A 17,617-nucleotide genomic window follows, 5' to 3' on the forward strand; every position below is an offset into this window, starting at 1 on the left:
GGTGCGGAGTAGTGGAAGCGGTGCACACGTCCGGAGCCCCGCCCCCTCCGGGAAGCGGATCGGGGACGGGGCTCCGGACGCGATGCCGTCGTCAGCCGCGGCCGCCGCCGCGCTTGGCGGCGTAGTTGGCGCGGCCCACGGCCGACTTCAGGCGCCAGTCGCGGCGGATTTCGGCCCGCAGGCGGGCGTCCGTCTTGGCCACGATCCGCTGGTTCTCCCGCAGCAGCTTGCGGTAGCTCTCCAGGCGGCGTTCCGGCAGCGCCCCCTCCGCCACGGCCGCGGTCACGGCGCAGCCGGGCTCCGACTCGTGGGCGCAGTCGTGGAAGCGGCACTCGGCGGCGTACTCCTCGATCTCGGAGAACACCTGCCCGACGCCCGCCTCCGCGTCCCACAGGCCGACGCCGCGCAGGCCGGGGGTGTCGATCAGGACGCCCCCGCCGGGCAGTGCGAGGAGGTTGCGGGTGGTGGTCGTGTGGCGGCCCTTGCCGTCGACCTCACGGGTGGCCTGGACCTCCATGGCGTCCGTGCCGAGGAGCGCGTTGGCCAGGGTGGACTTGCCGGCGCCGGAGATGCCGAGCAGCACGCTCGTGCCGTCGGCGACGACCGCCGCGAGGACGTCCATGCCCTCGCCGGTCAGCGAGGACACCGTCAGGACCTGCACGCCGGGCGCGGTGGCCTCGACGTCCTCGACCATGTACGCCAGCGTGGCCGGGTCGGGGACGAGGTCCGCCTTGGTCAGCACGACGAGCGGCTGCGCACCCGACTCCCAGGCCAGGGCCAGGAACCGCTCGATGCGGCCGAGGTCGAGTTCGACGGCCAGCGAGACGGCGATGATCGCGTGGTCGACGTTGGCGGCGAGGATCTGCCCCTCGGACCGCTGCGAGGACGTGGAGCGCACGAACGCGGTACGGCGCGGCAGGTACGCCTTCACGTACCGCGGGTTGCCGGACGGCTCCACAGCCGCCCAGTCACCGGTGCAGATGACCCGCAGCGGGTCGTGCGGGGTGACGAAGGCGGTGTCGGCCCGCACGGTGCCGTCGGCGGTTGCGATGTCGCACTGGCCGCGGTCGACGCGCACGACCCGCCCGGGCAGCAGGCCCTGCTCGGCGTACGGCGCGAACTCGGCGGCCCATGCGTCGTCCCAGCCGAGCGCGGCGAGCGGGTGCTGGTCAGCGGAGGAGGAAAACGGGTGCAGCGAAGCGTTGAACAAGGGGAGACCCTTCGAAGGGTGGCCCCGGCGGCGCGCTTCGAGCGCGCGGATCGAGCGGGTGTCAGCCGGCGGCCACAGGGGTGGGAACGATGAACTCCTGAATGCGGGCAGAGCCCGTCACCGTGACAGTCATCACTGTCCTCACCTCCTGCTTCATGCTCAACGAACCAACACCGTTCCTTCGGCGACGACACAGCCGCACCTGGGAACGAGCAGAACCATAGCCCCGCCCCAGGACACGGCACCACCAATTAAAATTCCGGACCCCACCTGCACGACGCCGAGAACCACCGACCGGCGTCTCGCCGCAAGCCGTACAGTGTCCTGGGCGAGGACCCGGGTCCCGCCGGCCTCAAAGACCGGCCGCCTGCAGGTCACGGCGATCCCGGAGCGCGTAGTGAACTCCACCAGTTCGTACAGCACTTTCCTGGCGGCCAAGTCCGTCGCCCGGCTCCCGCGGATCCCAGCCGCACCCGACGACGGCCTGCGAGGCGGAAACGGGCATGGGCCGAGCGGGCAAATCGTGGGTGCTTACGGCGTCCACGACGGCCTGTCGCCCCCTCGGCGGTGGCGGACCCGTGCCGGACACCGATCCGCCGGCCGCACGTTCACGAGTCGCTGCGGCCCACCGGTACGGTGGCGGGCGCCCCGGCCGGGTCCGGCTGCTCCGCACCGCACCCGGCGGCGGGGAGCCCCCGCGGCATCCGGCTCGCCGCGACGGCGATGAACAGCGCGACCCCGATGGCCGTGGCGATCCCCGTACGCAGCGAGCTCGCCTCCGCGACGAAGCCGATCAGCACCGGACCGACGAGCAGGCCCGCGTACCCGATCGCCGACACCTGGGCGATGGCGGCGTCGGATCGGCCCGGGACGACCGCCCCGGCCAGCGACATGCACAGCGGCACCACGATGCAGACGGCCAGTCCCGTCAGCCCGAACCCGGCGATCGCCCAGGCCGCGGAAGGCGCCACGACCACCAGCAGCACGCCGAGAGCCGTCGCGGTGCCGGCCGCGGCCAGGAGCAGGCGGCTGCCGAGGCGCAGGCGCAGCCGGTCGCCGAAGAGCCGCCCGGTGAAGGTGGCCACCTCGTACAGGGGGTAGGCGAGGGCGGCGACCGCCTCCGTCGTCCGTAGCTCGCGGGTCAGGAGCAGTCCGCTCCAGTCCGCCACCAGCCCTTCGAGGAGGAGAGCCATGAAGGCGACGGCGCCGATCAGGTAGATGATGCCGGGCAGGTTGCTGCGCTGTTCGGTCTCCTCCTCCTCGGCCGGCTCGTCGAGGTATGTCCAGCCCAACGCGAAGGCCGGCGGCAGCGCGACGGCCGCGACGCCCAGCACCGAAGCCGTGTACGGGACGTCCAGCGCGGCCAGCAGCACGGCCAGCAGGCCGCCGGCCACCGCGCCGGCGCTCCACCCGGCGTGGAACCCGTTCATCATCGGCCGTCCGGCCCGCCGTTCGACCAGGCTGCCCTGCGCGTTCATCATCGCCTCGGCCACACCGGACGTCACGCCGAAGCCCGCGGCGGCGGCGAGCAGCAGCGGGAACGAGGGGCTGAGGGCGATCAGGCCCACGGACACGGTCACCAGTGGGGTGCCGATCCGCAGCAGCAGCCGGTTCCCCACCGCCGCGACGATCCAGCGCATGCACTGCATGGTGAGCGTCGCCGCGACGCCCCAGGACAGGATCACCAGCCCCACATCGCCCGTGCCCAGGCCCAGTTTGGCGGCCAGTCCCGGGAGTCTGGCGGCCAAGATGCCGTTCACCACACCGACGAGGGCGAAGGTGCCGAGGACACCTCTGTGGGCGCGCCGCAGGGCACGTGCCGGGGGAGTCTGCATGCTCCGTCTTCCTGTGTGCTCACACGGGCAACTGCCAAGCACGTCAAGGCTGCACGGCAGGATTTCTTCTTGATCAGAAGTGTGCCGGAAGGCTTGCGCTGATTACTAGATCATCTCGTAGGATCTCCGCACCGGGCATCGAGGGGAGTGGGAAAGGCACGGCTGCCACCAGCAGCCCATGACACCTTGCGCCCCCGTTCATCCCGATCCCCCCACACGTCCCGGCATCCCCGCATGCCCACGATTCCCCGTGATCCAGCCGACACCGCGGCGCCCGTACGAGGCGCGTCGCGTGAGTGAAGGACGAAGGATTGATCTCCCGACTGCACGACCCCGCCTCGCGGGGCTTCGCCAGCGACAACAACGCAGGAATCCACCCGAACGTCCTGGCGGCCCTCAACACCGCCAACGAGGGCCACCAGACGGCGTACGGCGACGACGTCTACACCGAACGGCTCCAGCACGTCTTCCGCGACCACTTCGGCCCGGGCGCGAGCGTGTACCCCGTACTCACCGGCACCGGCGCGAACGTGGTGGGGCTCCAGGCCATGAGCGAGCCCTGGGGCGCCGTGATCTGCGCCGAAAGCGCCCACGTGAACACCGACGAGTGCGGCGCCCCGGAGCGGATCGCCCACGTCAAACTGCTTACCGTGCCGACTCCCGACGGCAAGCTCACTCCTGCCCTCATCGAGCAGCAGGCAGGCGGGCGCGGCGACGTGCACCGCGCCCAACCGACCGTCGTCACGATCACCCAACCCACGGAACTGGGCACCCTGTACACGCCGCAGGAGATCGCCGACATCTGCTCCTACGCCCACGAGCGCGACATGACCGTGTACCTCGACGGTGCCCGGCTGGCCAACGCCGCGGCCGCCCTCGACGTCCCCCTGCGCGCCCTCACCACCGACGCGGGCGTGGACGTACTCTCCTTCGGCGGCACCAAGAACGGCCTGCTGCTGGGCGAAGCCCTCGTCGTACTCAACCCGGACGCCGTCCGCGGCACCGAGTTCCTGCGCAAGGCCGCGGCCCAGCTGGCCTCCAAGATGCGCTTCGTGTCAGCCCAGTTCCTCGCGCTGATCGAGTCCGGGGCGTGGCTGGCCAACGCCCGCCACGCCAACGCCATGGCGCGCCGCCTGGCCGAGGCCGTCGCGGCGCTGGCCGGCGTACGCATCAGCCGGCCCGTGGAGTCCAACGCGGTCTTCGCCGTCCTGCCCGCGGACGCCACCGCCCGCCTGCAAAAGCGGCACCCCTTCTACGTACGCGACGACCGGACGGGCGAGGTCCGCTGGATGTGCTCCTTCGACACCACCCCGGAGGACGTCGACGCCTTCGCCGCAGCCGTGGCCGAGGAACTCGCGGCGGCCCGGACGGACACGGGAGCGGAGCAGACGTGAACGCCCCCGCCGGCACACACACCAACGCCGACCCCGACCACAGCGGGCAGCCCCTCCCCGCGCGGGTCCGCCGCGCGCCCTTCACCGGCGAGCGCGTCGTCGAAGCCGGGCTGAACTGGAGCCAGCAGGAGATCTGGGCGCTGATCGAGAAGTCGGCGCCGGACCACCACGTCTACAACGTGGTCGACGCCTTCCACGTACCGCCCGGCGTCCGCCCCACCGAGGACGAGTGCCTCGACGCGCTCTCGTTCCTCCTCTCGCGCCACGAGGCGCTGCGCTCGGTCTTCCCGCGCACGCCGGAAGGCCGGGTCGTCCAACGCGTTCTCACCGAGGGCGAGTTGCCCGTCGAGTTCGTGGACACCGCCACGACCTCGGGCGACGAGATCGGCGTACTCGAACGGTTCTTCGCCACCCGGAGGTTCTCCTTCGCCGACGAACTGCCGATGCGCCTGGTGCTCCTGGTCACCGAGGGCCGCGTGTGGGGCGGCGTGTACGTCTTCTCGCACATGGCGGTCGACTGGTACGCCCTTCAGTACCTGGCCGAGGAGGTCACCGCGTACTTCCGCAACGGGCGGACGCTCCCTCCGCTGCCGCCCGGCACGACGACCTCGGCCGGCCTGGCCGAGTGGCAGGAGTCGCCCGACGGCATCCGCAGGCGCGACCGCACCCTGGCCCATGTGGCCGCGCTCTACCGCGACCGGCCGCCCCTCGCGCTGCCGCCGGCGGTCGCGAACCTCCCCGAGGCATCGGCGTACCGGCAGGCGGCCCTGCGTTCGCGCGCCGCCCAGTACGCCGCCGCCCGCATCGCGGAGGACACCGGCCTCAGCACCGCGGCGGTCGTCGTCGGCGCGACGGCCCTGCTGCTGCGTGAACTGACCGGCAGTGACCGCATCGACCTCCACCTCACCAGCTCGCAGCGCTTCGGCCGGGACAGCCGCACCACGATCGCCACGATGATGCAGGAGAGCTACTTCTCGGTGGACCTCACGGGCGCCGACCTGACCCAGGCGGTCAAACGGTCCTGGCCGGCGGCCATCACCGCCTTCCAGAAGTCCGGATGCGACGCCGTCAGCATGAACAGGCTCCTCGCCGAGCTGGGCGACGGCCCGGACGCACCGCTGCACTTCGCGTACTGCATCAACGACCGGCGCACGCTGCCGCCGGACGCGGCCGTACGACGCGATGTCCGGGCCGCCGACCTGCTGCCCGGCACCGTCTTCACCTGGCTCCCGGTCACCGAGCAGGAGCCCTTCTACCTCATCGTGGACGACGGAGAAGAGGCAGGAGAGGAGAGCGGAGTTGCCGCAGCGCATGCCGGAGCGAATGCCCGCGAGGGCGGAGGCCGGTACTTCGAGTTCTCCCTGACCTGCGACATCCGGCACATCACCGAAACCCGCATGGAGTCCTTCCTGCGTGAACTGGAGCGTTCGCTCGTCGCGCTCGCCGACTCCGTCGCATGACCGAGCCCGCCACCCGGGCAGCCGACCGCACCAGCACCAACCCGAAAGAACGCATCACCATGGACGATTCCGGCTTCAGCACCATGCTCGCGCGCCTCTCCGAGAAGTCGCGCGACGAGTACTACAACCCGTACACCAAGTTCACGTGGCCCGACACCGTGTCCGAGGACCAGTGGTGGATGAACCCCGACTACCTCACCGTCTCCGGCACCGGCCTGATCGACGACGAGGAGACGCTCAAGGCGCTCGCACGCTACGAGACGGTCAACTTCTTCAGCCTGCACGTCCACGGCATCCGCGAGCTGATGATCGAGGTCGCGAAGCGCATCCACACGCCCGACTTCGCCGAGTACAACGAGTACCTGCACCACTTCATCGGCGAAGAGAACGCCCATATGTGGTTCTTCGCCGAGTTCTGCCACCGGTACACCGGCGGCATCTACCCGGAGGCCGCCTCCCCGCTCCGCCGCGAGGGCTTCGGGAACCTGTGGGACGACGTCATCGTCTTCTCCCGCATCCTGATCTTCGAAGAGATCTTCGACTACTACAACAGCCGCATGGGCAAGGACCAGCTGATCCCGGACATCCTCCGCGAGATCCACGCGGCCCACCACCACGACGAGAGCCGCCACGTCGCCTTCGGCAAGCAGCTCGTCAAGCGCCTCTACGACCGCGCCCTGGCCGCCGACCCGGACCGCCGCGAGGAGATCGAGAAGTACGTCAAGGACTACATGACGTACTCCGTGCGCAGCCTCTACAACCCGCAGATCTTCCGTGACTGCGGCGTCGGGAACCCCCTCGCCGTCCGGCGCGAGGCACTCTCGCACCCCGTGCGCGAGGCGTTCCACGTCAAGCTCATGACCCGGGTCGACAGGTTCTTCGTCGCCGCCGGAATCTTCAGCACCTCTTGGGGGACCGAGCATGTCAGCGCGTGAGAACAGCAGCACCGTCTCGACCACGGCACACCCGTCGATGGACAGCGTCCTCGGCTTCCTGCGGAAGCTCAACGCATCCGTGGACACCATCGCCTGGGACCGCGACCTCATCGAGGCCCGGATCCTCGACTCGCTGGCCTTCGTCGAATTCCTCCTGCTCATCGAGGAACTGACCGGCGAGCCCGTCGACCTGGCCACGACGGATGTCAACAACTTCCGCACGCTGGAGCGCATCAACGCCTTCCTCACGGAAGGTGCCGGCCGTGCGCACGCCTGATCCGGGCCTGCGCGCCCCCGTCGACGTCACCGACGGCCTGGTCACGCTCGGGCCTGAGGCGGTCCGCCTCCGGGCCGCCCTCGACCGGGTGTTCACCGGCTGGGGCGCCGCGGCCGGCGCCGCCGAGGTCCTCTACCCGCCGCTGATCCCGGTCGCCGACCTGGCGCGCTTCGACTACTTCACCAACTTCCCGCACCTCGTCCTGGCCGCCACGGCGGTCAACACGGACGCCATCGCCGACCTGCCCACGCACCCCGCGGAGCCGGCCACGACCCTCGGCGGCCACCAGCTCGCCCGGGCCGGCCTGGTCCTGCCCTCGGCCGCCTGCTACAACGCCTACCTGTCCCTGGCGGGCAGCCGGCTCGGCGAACCGGTCCGGTTCACCACCATCGCGCAGTGCTTCCGACGCGAGACGCACTACGAGGGCCTGCGCCGCCTGCACGGCTTCACGATGCGCGAGATCATCGCCGTCGGCGACGCCGAAACGGTCAAGGACCACCTCACCACCCACAAGGACCTCGTCCTCGATTTCGCGGCCCACCTCGGCCTCGGCCTCACGACGGAGGTCGCCACCGACCCGTTCTTCGACGCCAACGGCTCCCGGGCCGTGATGCAGCGGCTCTTCCCCACCAAGGAGGAGTTCGTCGCCGACGGCGGCCTGGCGATCGCCTCCGTCAACTACCACCGCAACTTCTTCGGCGAGCGGGCCGAAATCACGTACGCGGGCGAAGAGGCCCACACCTCGTGCGTGGCCTTCGGCATGGAGCGGTGGCTGCACGTCCTCGCCGGGCGCTTCCACGGCGACTGGCAGGCCGCGGAAGAGGCAGTGGCGTCCTTCCCCCTCCCCGGGGGGACGGCATGACCGGCTACCTGATGCCGGCCGAGTGGGAACCCCACGAGGCCTGCATGCTGGCCTGGCCGCCGTACGAGTCGCTGTGGGGGGACAGCTTCGGCTCCGTCGAGCGCGAGTACGCGGAGGTCGTACGGGCCATCGCCGCCTTCGAACCGGTGATCCTGCTCGTCCTGTCCGGCCAGGCCGAGCGGGTCAGGGCGCTGTGCGAAGTCGACGTCACCACCGTGGAGATCCCCATGGACGACGCCTGGCTCCGCGCGACCGGGCCGATCGTGGTCCACGGCCCGCAGGGCCGGGTCGGCGTGGACTTCCGCTACAACTCCTTCGGCGAACGCTTCCACCCGTACGCTCGGGACGACCGGATCGCCGAGCGGCTGCTCTCCGTCCTGGGCATCGAGCGCCGGGCCACCATGACGGTCCTCGAAGGCGGCGCCATCAGCGTCGACGGCGAAGGCACGCTGATCGCCACCGAGCAGTGTGTCCTGAACGCCAACCGCAACCCGCGGCTCGGCCGCGCCGACATCGAGGCCGAGTTCGCGGCCCTGCTCGGCGCGACCGAGGTGATCTGGCTGCCGTACGGCCACCTCGCCGGTGACACCGACGGGCACGTGGACCACGTGTGCCAGTTCACCGGACCCGGCCGGGTCCTGGTGGAGGCGCCGGGTGACCCCGCGCGACCCGACCACGCGCGCCTCAAGGCCAACCGCGCCGTTCTGGAAGCCGCCACCGACGCGGCGGGCCGGAGCCTGGAGATCCTCGAACTGCCGCCACAGCAGCCGGTACGCGTGCACGGCCAGGACGCCGTCGTGAACTACATGAACTTCTACATCGCCAACGGCGGAGTGATCATGCCGCTGGCCGGCACGAGCCGCGACGCCGAGGCCCTGGAAGCAGCCGCCAAGGCCTTCCCGGACCACCGCGTGCTGGGAGTCGAGGCCCCCACCCTGGCCACGGGCGACGCAGGCATCCACTGCATCACCCAACAACTCCCGGCTCCCCGACCCGCCTGACCCGAGTACACCCCGCCCACGCCGGCTCTGCTGCCCACCAGGCCCAGTGGAGCCGGCACAGTCACATGGAGGAGCATCGGCGCACGAGCGCCCCGCAGCCCGTCCCGCCGCCCCGACGGGCTTGTGGTTCCCCGGCCACCGGGGCAGCGCAGGACGGCGCGGCGGCTCTACGGCGGCGGTACACCAGCACGCCGCCCCCCCCAGCAGTACGAGAGCGGCCACGCCGGCCACGCCGAGGGCCGTCCGTCCCAGCCGAGCGCCGCGAGCGCGAACGCGCCGCGAAACCGGTGGAACCGCAGCAAGATCGGCGGCGGGCGCGCCAACCCTCTTTCAGTGCTTCCGCAGGCGGGCCGTGTAGTCCTCCGGCGGCAGGAACTTCGACCACCGCTCGGGGAACTCGGACGGCATCCCGGCGTCGGGCTCGCCGTCGTCCTCGTCCTCGGACTCGCCTTCGGCGAGCGCCCGCCAGGCCGCGGCGCGCGCGATCAGCTGGGCGGCCTCCGCCTCCCGGGCGCGTTCGTTGGCCTCGCGCGCCGCGGCCGTGGCCACCGACGGCCAGACCCTGTCGATGGCGGCGTTGACGGCGGCGCCCACCAGCACCGCGAACGCGGACACGCCGATCCACAGCAGCACGGCGACGGGGGCGGCCAGCGAGCCGTAGATGGTCGGCCCCTCGACGGTGGTGATGAGGTAGAGCCGCAGCAGGAACGAGCCGAGCACCCACATCGCGAGGGCGACCAGCGCGCCCGGCACGTCCTCGATCCACGGCGATCGCACGGGCACGGACACGTGGTACAGGGTGGTCAGGAAGACGATGGAGAGCAGGGTGACCGTCGGCCAGTACAGCACCGCGATCACCTCGGCGCTCCAGGGCACCCAGCGGACGACCGCGTCGGGCCCGGCCACCATCAGCGGCAGGACGATCGCGCCGATCACGAGGGCGATCACGTACAGCAGGAAGGCGAGCAGGCGCGTCTTGACGATGCCCCTGTGCCCGTCGAGCCCGTACATGACGGTGATGGTGTCGATGAAGACGTTGACGGCGCGGGAGCCGGACCAGAGGGCGAAGGCGAAGCCGAGGGAGATCAGGTCGGGGCGGCCGCCGCGGGTGACGTCGTCGAGCATCGGTCTGGCGATCTCGTTGACGCCGCGGTCGGAGAGCACGGTGCCGACCGCGCGAAGGATGTTCTCCTCGATGGACGCCACGACGGTGCCGCCGGTCCAGCCGTCGACGTAGCCGAGGACGCCCAGCAGGCCGAGGAAGAGGGGCGGCAGGGACAGCAGGGTGAAGAAGGCGGCCTCGGCGGCGAGGCCGAGGATGCGGTACTCGATGCAGGAGTTCACCGTGTCTTTGAGCAGCAGCCACGCCATCCTGCGCTTGGAGACGTTGCGGTAGAGGGCGCGGGCCCGGTGGAGCCGCCCGGACCGCCGCCCGGGGACCCGCTCGGGTGTTTCTTCTGCTGGCTGCACGTCCTTACGGTATCCGCCCGGCAGCCGCCGCCCGCACCGCAGCGGACCGCCGTCGGCCGCCTCCGGCGGGCCGCCGCGCGGGGCGGCCGCGCCGCCCCTGCCGGTACGCCCGTACGGCGGCGCGAGCGGCCCCCCTGCGCAGGGGCGCGGGTGCGGCGGCGCACCAGTGACCGAACGGGGTACGCCGACGGTGGCGGCGGCTGGTCGTCCGTGCCGACGGGAGGGGCTACGCCCCGGGCCCCGGCCCGCGGACGGCCGGGGCGGACGGGAGGGTACGGGACCGGTAGCGGGAGCGTGCAGGACGGGTACGGCACCGGTACGGGAAGGACACGGGTCGGGTGCGGATCGCGGGTCGGGTGCGGTCCCCAAACCGCCCCGGACCGCAATCCGGACCCGTGTGACCGGGCGGGGGTGGCGCCGCGCCGACCCGGCACCACCCCCGGCCGGGAAAGCCCCGAGGAGGAGCTGTCACGCCGCTGTGCGGCGTCGGGCCAGTGTCGGTCGGCCGGCCGCGACTTGGCGAGAGTTGCATACCGTTGCAACCCTCTGGGGCGTGAGCCGTCCACCGGGTGCGACAGGGGCTGCCGAGGGCTGCCGCGGTGTGCGCAGAACCCGGACGGGCCCGCCCGGGGGCTCGCGCACGTTCTGGCACGTCCTGTTCCGCACGGGGAGGTTCCGGTGGCCGACACCGCTGGCAGCACGGTCGATGTGGCGCGCATCTCGGCCATGGACCCGCGTGAGGCGACGCGCCTGCTGAAGGGCGTACGGGCGGCCGCGCTGGCCGGGGAGCGGCCGCCGGCGCAGCCGCGCCCGGAGATCGCCGCGTCGTGGCGGCGGATGCTGGCGTCGGGGGTGCACCCGGACCGGGACGCGCGGTCGCGGCTGCTGTCGTCGGCGGAGACGGAGGAGCGGCGGCAGGGGTCGCCGCTGCGGGAGGTGCTGCCGGTGCTGCGGGAGGGGCTGCTGCCGACGCTGGACACCGCCCTGCACATCCTGGTCGTCGCCGATTCCGAGGGGCGGCTGCTGTGGCGGGAGGGCGCGGCGCCGGTGCTGCGGGCGGCGGACCGGCTGGGCTTCGCGGTGGGCGCCGACTGGGCGGAGGCGGTCGTCGGGACGAACGGCGTCGGGACGGCGCTGGTGGAGCGGCGGCCCGTGCAGGTGTTCTCGGCCGAGCACTTCGTCTCCAGCCACCACGCGTGGACGTGCGCCGGGGCGCCGCTGCACGACCCGCGGGACGGGCGGCTGATCGGCGTGGTCGACGTGAGCGGGCCGCTGGCGACGATGCACCCGGCGACGCTGGCCTGGGTGGCCTCGGTGGCCCGTCTCGCGGAGCGGGAGCTGCGGGTCCGGCACCTGGAGTCGCTGCAGCGGCTGCGGGCGGTCGCGGCGCCGCTGCTGGCCCGGCTGCCCGGGCGGGCGGTGGCGGTGGACCCGCACGGCTGGACCGCGGCGGTGACGGGGCCGGCGCCGGCGGAGCGGATCCCGCTGCCGAAGGGCTTCGGGCCGGGGCAGGCGTGGGTGCCGCAGCTGGGGCAGTGCACGGTGGAGCCGCTGCCGGGGGGCTGGCTGCTGCGCGTCGCCGAGGGGCCCGCGGCGGGGACCTCGGCGAGCCGGGTGGTCCTGGACCTCAGCCGGCCGCGGTCGTGGACGGCGACCGTGTACGGGGCCTCGGGCAGCTGGTCGCTGGACCTGACCCCGCGCCACGCGGAGCTGCTGTTCCTGCTGGCGGAGAGCCCGCGGGGCCGGTCGGCGGCGGAGCTGGCGCAGGAGCTGTTCGGGGACCCGACGCGGACGGTGACGGTGCGGGCGGAGCTGTCGCGGGTGCGGCGGCACCTGGCGGGGGTGCTGGCGCACCGGCCGTACCGGTTCGCGGAGGGCGTCGAGGTGGAGCTGCTGCGCCCCGCGGACCCGGCGGGGCTGCTGCCGCACTCGACGGCGCCGGCCGTGGTCGGGGCCCGCCTGGGCCCGGCGGCGCCGGACGTGGTTCCCTGACGTGCATGAGCACCATCACACTGACCACCTGGTCCCTGGAGATGACCTCCCCGGAGGACCTCTCCCCCTCCGCCGTCCCGGGATCCGAGATAGCCGTCCGGCGGGCGGAAGTCCCCTCTCCGGAGTTCAGCCGCTTCCTGTACACGGCGGTCGGCGGTGACATCCACTGGACCGACCGGCTGTCGCTGACCCGCGCCGAGTGGGCGGAGCACCTCGGGCGGCCAGGGGTGGAGACCTGGGTGGCGTACGAGCGCGGGACGCCGGCCGGGTACGTGGAGCTGGACCCGCAGGACGACGGCGTGGTCGAGATCATGTACTTCGGGCTGCTGCCGGACTTCCGGGGCCGCCGCATCGGCGGGCACCTGCTGTCCGTGGGCGTGGCCGCCGCGTGGTCGCTGGCCGAGCGCTGGCCGGACCGGGAGCCGACGCGCCGGGTGTGGGTGCACACGTGCAGCCAGGACGGGCCGACGGCGATGGACAACTACCTGCGGCGCGGGTTCAGGCTCTTCCGGACCGAGACGGAGGAGAAGGAGTCCGCGCCGACGCCCGGCCCCTGGCCCGGGGCGTAGCGCCCGGGGGAGGACGGCGGCGCGCACCCCGGGGCAGGTCGGGCCGACCCACCCGTCCCGCCCGCCACTCCCGCACGTGACCGCCGTCACTTCGTCCCGCGATGCGAGACCAGTTCGTCCGCATCATGGACAGTAGTGGACTCCTCCAATCGCCGCATGACACGCTTCGGCCATGAATGGAGCTGGAACAGCCTTGGTGAGTCGGCGGCACGTCGACCTCGGCCGCATGTCCAGCGCCATCTGTCCGGCGAGCTGACGGAACCAGCCGACGCCGCACAGCGCGCACCGCACAGCGTCGTCGCGGTCGCGCCGCACCCCGCCAGTCCCCTGAAGGCCCGACACCGCCCCGTACACCGGCACAACCGGCACCGGGGCGGAGATCTGCCGCACCTGCTCAGCGCGGGCAACGTCACGGGGGCCGCGCCGCCGCCTCCCCCTGCCCCTTTGCATTGAGCCGCCGAAGAAGGACGTACCGCCATGGCCGCCACCCCCGCAACACCCGCCGCCGCGCGCCGCAAGCCCGGCCGTCACCGCGGCGAGGGCCAGTGGGCCGTTGGACACCACACCCCCCTCAACGGCAACGAGCAGTTCAAGAAGGACGACGACGGTCTCAACGTGCGGACACGCATTGAGACGATCTACTCCAAGACGGGATTCGACTCGATCGACCCCAACGACCTGCGCGGCCGCATGCGCTGGTGGGGCCTCTACACGCAGCGCAAGCCCGGGATCGACGGCGGCAAGACCGCGGTCCTGGAGCCTGAGGAGCTCGACGACAAGTTCTTCATGCTCCGCGTCCGCATCGACGGCGGCCGGCTGACCACCGAGCAGCTCCGCGTGATCGGCGAGATCTCCGAGGAGTACGCCCGCGGCACCGCCGACCTCACCGACCGTCAGAACGTGCAGTACCACTGGATCCGCATCGAGGACGTCCCGGAGATCTGGCGCCGTCTGGAGGCGGTCGGCCTGTCCACCACCGAGGCCTGCGGTGACACGCCCCGCGTCATCCTCGGCTCCCCGGTCGCCGGCATCGCCGAGGACGAGATCGTCGACGGCACGCCCGCCATCGAGGAGATCCAGCGGCGCATCATCGGCAACAAGGACTTCTCCAACCTCCCCCGCAAGTTCAAGTCCGCGATCTCCGGCTCGCCGCTCCTCGACGTGGTGCACGAGATCAACGACGTCGCGTTCGTCGGCGTGCACCACCCCGAGCACGGCCCCGGCTTCGACGTGTGGGTCGGCGGCGGCCTGTCCACCAACCCCAAGCTCGGCGTCCGCCTGGGCGCCTGGGTCTCCCTGGACGAGGTCCCGGACGTCTACGAGGGCGTCATCTCCATCTTCCGCGACTACGGCTACCGCCGGCTGCGCAACCGCGCCCGCCTGAAGTTCCTCGTCGCCGACTGGGGCGCGGAGAAGTTCCGCCGCGTCCTGGAGGACGAGTACCTGAAGCGGAAGCTGACCGACGGCCCCGCCCCGCAGGAGCCCGACGGCCGGTGGCGCGACCACATGGGCGTGCACCGCCAGAAGGACGGCCGCTTCTACATCGGCTTCACCCCGCGCGTGGGCCGCGTCGACGGCGCCACCCTCACCAAGATCGCCGAGGTCGCCGAGCAGCACGGCTCCGGCCGGCTGCGCACCACCGCCGACCAGAAGATGATCCTGCTGGACATCGAGGAGGCGCAGGTCGACTCGGCGGTCTCCGCGCTGGAGGCGCTCGACCTCCAGGTCACGCCCTCGCCGTTCCGGCGCGGCACGATGGCCTGCACCGGCATCGAGTTCTGCAAGCTCGCCATCGTCGAGACGAAGGCGCGCGGCGCCTCCCTGATCGACGAGCTGGAGCGCCGCCTCCCCGACTTCGACGAGCCGCTCACCATCAACATCAACGGCTGCCCCAACGCCTGCGCCCGCATCCAGGTCGCCGACATCGGCCTCAAGGGCCAGCTCGTCCTGGACGACGACGGCAACCAGGTGGAGGGCTACCAGGTCCACCTCGGCGGCGCCCTCGGCCTGGAGGCCGGCTTCGGCCGCAAGGTCCGCGGCCTGAAGGTCACCAAGGACGGGCTGCCCGACTACGTCGAGCGGGTCGTCCGGCGCTTCCAGGAGCAGCGCGAGGACGGCGAGCGCTTCGCGACGTGGGTCGGCCGCGCGAGCGACGAGAGCCTGTCATGAGCGAGCGCGCCGCACCGTTCTTCTGCCCGTACTGCGGCGACGAGGACCTGTTCCCGAACGAGCAGGGCCACGGCGCGTGGGAGTGCAGGTCCTGCAACCGGGCCTTCCAGCTGAAGTACCTCGGCCTGCTGGCCCGCGGGCTGCGGGCGCAACCCTCGGGAGGGGAAGCGATATGACCGCCGGCCAGGAGCCGCACGAGGAGCGCGACCTGAAGGCGCTCGCCGAGCAGGCGGGGCGGGACCTGGAGGACGCCTCCCCGCTGGAGATCCTCCGCTGGGCCACCGACACGTTCGGCCCGCGGTTCTGCGTGACGTCGTCCATGGAGGACGCCGTCGTCGCCCACCTCGCCTCCCGTGCGTTCCCGGGCGTCGACGTGGTCTTCCTCGACACCGGCTACCACTTCGAGGAGACCATCGGCACCCGCGACGCCGTCGAGGCCGTGATGGACGTCAACGTCATCACCCTCACCCCGCGGCGGACGGTCGCCGAGCAGGACGCCGAGCACGGCCCGCGCCTGTACGAGCGCGACCCGGACCTGTGCTGCGCCCTGCGCAAGGTCAGGCCGCTGGAGGAGGGCCTGACCGCGTACGACGCGTGGGCGACGGGCCTGCGCCGCGACGAGTCCCCCACCCGGGCGAACACCCCGGTGGTCGGCTGGGACGAGAAGCGGCGGAAGGTCAAGGTCTCCCCCATCGCGCGCTGGACGCAGGACGACGTGGACGCGTACGTCGCCGAGCACGGCGTGCTGACCAATCCCCTGCTGACGGACGGCTACACGTCCGTCGGCTGCGCCCCCTGCACCCGCCGCACGGCGGAGGGCGAGGACGCGCGGGCCGGCCGCTGGGCCGGCCGGGCCAAGACCGAGTGCGGGCTGCACGGCTGATGACCACGCAGACGACTCAGACATCGCAGACGACGCGGACGACGACGGAACCGGACGGGAAAGAGAACGGGATGAGCGTGACCGGCCAGGGAGCCACCGTGTGGCTGACCGGTCTGCCCAGCGCGGGCAAGACCACCATCGCCTACGCGCTCGCCGAGCGGCTGCGCGGCGAGGGCCACCGGGTGGAGGTCCTCGACGGCGACGAGATCCGCGAGTTCCTCTCCGCCGGCCTCGGCTTCGACCGCGCGGACCGCGACACCAACGTGCAGCGGATCGGCTTCGTCTCCGAACTCCTCGCGAGCAACGGCGTCAAGGCGCTGGTCCCCGTCATCGCGCCGTACGCCGACAGCCGCGAGGCCGTGCGGAAGCGGCACGCCGGCGCGGGCACCGCCTACCTGGAGGTGCACGTCGCGACCCCGGTCGAGGTGTGCTCCGTACGGGACGTGAAGGGCCTGTACGCCAAGCAGGCCGCGGGCGAGATCTCCGGGCTGACCGGCGTCGACGACCCGTACGAGGCCCCGCAGTCGCCGGACCTCCGCATCGAGTCGCACACCCAGTCCGTGCAGGAGTCGGCCGACGCCCTGTACGCGCTGCTCACCGAGAGGGGTCTGGCATGACCGCCACCGCCGCGCACCCGCACACCGAGCCGGACGCCGACGCGCCGTACGCGCTGTCGCACCTGGACTCCCTGGAGTCGGAGGCCGTGCACATCTTCCGCGAGGTGGCGGGCGAGTTCGAGAAGCCGGTGATCCTGTTCTCCGGCGGCAAGGACTCCATCGTCATGCTGCACCTGGCGCTGAAGGCGTTCGCGCCGGCGCCGGTGCCGTTCGCGCTGCTGCACGTCGACACCGGGCACAACTTCCCCGAGGTCCTCGACTACCGCGACCGCACGGTCGCCGCGCACGGCCTGCGCCTGCACGTGGCGTCCGTGCAGGAGTACATCGACGCGGGGAAGCTGAAGGAGCGCCCGGACGGCACCCGCAACCCGCTGCAGACGGTCCCGCTGACGGAGGCCATCCAGCAGCACCGCTTCGACGCCGTTTTCGGCGGCGGGCGCCGCGACGAGGAGAAGGCCCGCGCGAAGGAGCGGGTGTTCTCCCTGCGCGACGAGTTCTCCCAGTGGGACCCGCGCCGCCAGCGCCCGGAGCTGTGGCAGCTGTACAACGGCCGGCACGCCCCGGGCGAGCACGTCCGCGTGTTCCCGCTGTCGAACTGGACCGAGCTGGACGTGTGGCAGTACATCGCCCGCGAGGGCATCGAGCTGCCGGAGATCTACTTCGCCCACGAGCGCGAGGTGTTCGCCCGCAGCGGCATGTGGCTGACGGCGGGCGACTGGGGCGGCCCGAAGGACGGCGAGACGGTGGAGAAGCGGCTGGTCCGCTACCGCACCGTCGGCGACATGTCCTGCACCGGCGCCGTCGACTCCGACGCCGACACGCTCGACGCGGTGATCGCCGAGATCGCCGTCTCCCGCCTCACCGAGCGGGGCGCGACCCGGGCCGACGACAAGCTCTCCGAGGCCGCGATGGAAGACCGCAAGCGCGAAGGGTACTTCTAGCC

At 72.2% G+C, this 17,617-nt stretch carries 17 protein-coding genes; 14 read left to right on the forward strand and 3 right to left on the reverse strand.

The window, feature by feature from the left end:
* Positions 1 to 91: 91 nt before the first annotated feature.
* Both rsgA and IE170_RS11995 read right to left on the reverse strand, forming a co-directional pair.
* Positions 92 to 1,210 carry a ribosome small subunit-dependent GTPase A gene (gene rsgA, locus IE170_RS11990; protein WP_373298979.1) on the reverse strand — a complete coding sequence of 373 codons (1,119 nt, stop codon included), beginning with the start codon at positions 1,208 to 1,210 and terminating at the stop codon, positions 92 to 94.
* Between the two features lie 608 nt (positions 1,211 to 1,818).
* Positions 1,819 to 3,045, reverse strand: a complete 1,227-nt coding sequence (locus tag IE170_RS11995; RefSeq protein WP_189809320.1) for an MFS transporter — start codon at positions 3,043 to 3,045, stop codon at positions 1,819 to 1,821.
* 311 nt (positions 3,046 to 3,356) lie between these two features.
* Between IE170_RS11995 and IE170_RS12000 the strand changes: the two genes are divergently transcribed.
* The 6 genes from IE170_RS12000 to IE170_RS12025 are packed head-to-tail and all read left to right on the forward strand — an operon-like array spanning position 3,357 to position 8,974.
* The gene (locus IE170_RS12000; RefSeq protein WP_189809321.1) at positions 3,357 to 4,439 is read left to right on the forward strand and encodes a threonine aldolase family protein; all 1,083 of its coding nucleotides are present in this window, start codon (positions 3,357 to 3,359) and stop codon (positions 4,437 to 4,439) included.
* Positions 4,436 to 5,899: a condensation domain-containing protein gene (locus IE170_RS12005; RefSeq protein ID WP_189809322.1), complete on the forward strand. Its 1,464-nt coding sequence runs from the start codon at positions 4,436 to 4,438 to the stop codon at positions 5,897 to 5,899. The genes IE170_RS12000 and IE170_RS12005 overlap by 4 nt, the downstream gene beginning before the upstream one ends.
* Positions 5,896 to 6,834, forward strand: a complete 939-nt coding sequence (locus tag IE170_RS12010; RefSeq protein ID WP_223857149.1) for a diiron oxygenase — start codon at positions 5,896 to 5,898, stop codon at positions 6,832 to 6,834. Before IE170_RS12005 ends, IE170_RS12010 begins: the two co-directional genes overlap by 4 nt.
* Positions 6,821 to 7,111: an acyl carrier protein gene (locus IE170_RS12015; RefSeq protein ID WP_223857148.1), complete on the forward strand. Its 291-nt coding sequence runs from the start codon at positions 6,821 to 6,823 to the stop codon at positions 7,109 to 7,111. Before IE170_RS12010 ends, IE170_RS12015 begins: the two co-directional genes overlap by 14 nt.
* A complete protein-coding gene (locus IE170_RS12020) occupies positions 7,098 to 7,973 on the forward strand; it encodes an aminoacyl--tRNA ligase-related protein (RefSeq protein WP_229884691.1) in 876 nt (291 codons plus the stop codon). Before IE170_RS12015 ends, IE170_RS12020 begins: the two co-directional genes overlap by 14 nt.
* The gene (locus IE170_RS12025; RefSeq protein WP_189809323.1) at positions 7,970 to 8,974 is read left to right on the forward strand and encodes an agmatine deiminase family protein; all 1,005 of its coding nucleotides are present in this window, start codon (positions 7,970 to 7,972) and stop codon (positions 8,972 to 8,974) included. Before IE170_RS12020 ends, IE170_RS12025 begins: the two co-directional genes overlap by 4 nt.
* A gap of 330 nt (positions 8,975 to 9,304) precedes the next feature.
* Here IE170_RS12025 and IE170_RS12030 read toward each other — a convergent pair whose 3' ends face one another.
* Entirely contained in the window at positions 9,305 to 10,444 is a 1,140-nt protein-coding gene (locus IE170_RS12030; RefSeq protein ID WP_189809324.1) for a YihY/virulence factor BrkB family protein, read from the reverse strand.
* 726 nt (positions 10,445 to 11,170) lie between these two features.
* Here IE170_RS12030 and IE170_RS12035 point away from each other — a divergent pair.
* The 8 genes from IE170_RS12035 to cysD all read left to right on the forward strand — a co-directional run bounded on the left by IE170_RS12035 (position 11,171) and on the right by cysD (position 17,615).
* Positions 11,171 to 12,436 carry a GAF domain-containing protein gene (locus IE170_RS12035; RefSeq protein WP_189809470.1) on the forward strand — a complete coding sequence of 422 codons (1,266 nt, stop codon included), beginning with the start codon at positions 11,171 to 11,173 and terminating at the stop codon, positions 12,434 to 12,436.
* A gap of 5 nt (positions 12,437 to 12,441) precedes the next feature.
* Positions 12,442 to 13,005, forward strand: a complete 564-nt coding sequence (locus tag IE170_RS12040; protein WP_189809325.1) for a GNAT family N-acetyltransferase — start codon at positions 12,442 to 12,444, stop codon at positions 13,003 to 13,005.
* Positions 13,006 to 13,177: 172 nt separating this feature from the next.
* Positions 13,178 to 13,261, forward strand: coding sequence for a putative leader peptide (locus tag IE170_RS33485; protein ID WP_312845914.1), 84 nt, complete (start codon positions 13,178 to 13,180; stop codon positions 13,259 to 13,261).
* Positions 13,262 to 13,482: 221 nt separating this feature from the next.
* Positions 13,483 to 15,174: a nitrite/sulfite reductase gene (locus IE170_RS12045; protein WP_189809326.1), complete on the forward strand. Its 1,692-nt coding sequence runs from the start codon at positions 13,483 to 13,485 to the stop codon at positions 15,172 to 15,174.
* Positions 15,171 to 15,350 carry a hypothetical protein gene (locus tag IE170_RS12050; RefSeq protein WP_189809327.1) on the forward strand — a complete coding sequence of 60 codons (180 nt, stop codon included), beginning with the start codon at positions 15,171 to 15,173 and terminating at the stop codon, positions 15,348 to 15,350. The genes IE170_RS12045 and IE170_RS12050 overlap by 4 nt, the downstream gene beginning before the upstream one ends.
* Positions 15,347 to 16,057 (forward strand): phosphoadenylyl-sulfate reductase, encoded by a 711-nt coding sequence (locus tag IE170_RS12055; protein WP_189809328.1) that lies wholly within the window; start codon positions 15,347 to 15,349, stop codon positions 16,055 to 16,057. The genes IE170_RS12050 and IE170_RS12055 overlap by 4 nt, the downstream gene beginning before the upstream one ends.
* 71 nt (positions 16,058 to 16,128) lie before the next feature.
* On the forward strand, positions 16,129 to 16,674 hold the full coding sequence (cysC, locus tag IE170_RS12060) for an adenylyl-sulfate kinase (protein ID WP_189809329.1): 546 nt from the start codon (positions 16,129 to 16,131) through the stop codon (positions 16,672 to 16,674).
* Complete coding sequence (gene cysD / locus IE170_RS12065) at positions 16,671 to 17,615, forward strand: sulfate adenylyltransferase subunit CysD (protein ID WP_189809330.1); 945 nt, start codon at positions 16,671 to 16,673, stop codon at positions 17,613 to 17,615. The genes cysC and cysD overlap by 4 nt, the downstream gene beginning before the upstream one ends.
* The last annotated feature ends 2 nt before the right edge of the window (positions 17,616 to 17,617 follow it).

This window comes from Streptomyces toxytricini (assembly GCF_014649915.1).
GTDB classification, from domain to species: Bacteria; Actinomycetota; Actinomycetes; order Streptomycetales; family Streptomycetaceae; genus Streptomyces; species Streptomyces toxytricini.